1 protein-coding gene is annotated in these 253 nt (G+C 67.6%); it reads right to left on the bottom strand.

Annotated elements, in window-relative coordinates; translation table 11 throughout:
• Positions 1-253, bottom strand: a 253-nt coding sequence (locus tag AC0IWM_RS23815; protein ID WP_471759155.1) for a MotA/TolQ/ExbB proton channel family protein, incomplete at both ends; no start/stop codon positions are given.

Raw genomic sequence — 253 nt, 5'->3', positions numbered from 1 at the left:
GGCTCTGCTTCACGATGATGTAGACGTGGGTCTGCTTCTCGCGGATGGTCTTGATCTTGATCGCGAAGGGCGCGAGCACGCCGTAGGACATGAACACGCCGAAGACTGTCCCCACGAGTGCGGCGCCGATAAGGCCGCCGAGGATCTGCGGCGACTGGTCCAGGGCGCCCATCGCCGTCACGATGCCGAGCACCGCCGCCACGATGCCCAGCGCCGGCATCGCCTCGGCCACCGTGGTCACGGCGCCGTAGGG

The organism is Methylobacterium sp. AC433 (genome assembly GCF_979253015.1).
This window is presented reverse-complemented; position numbering and strand designations above follow the sequence as displayed.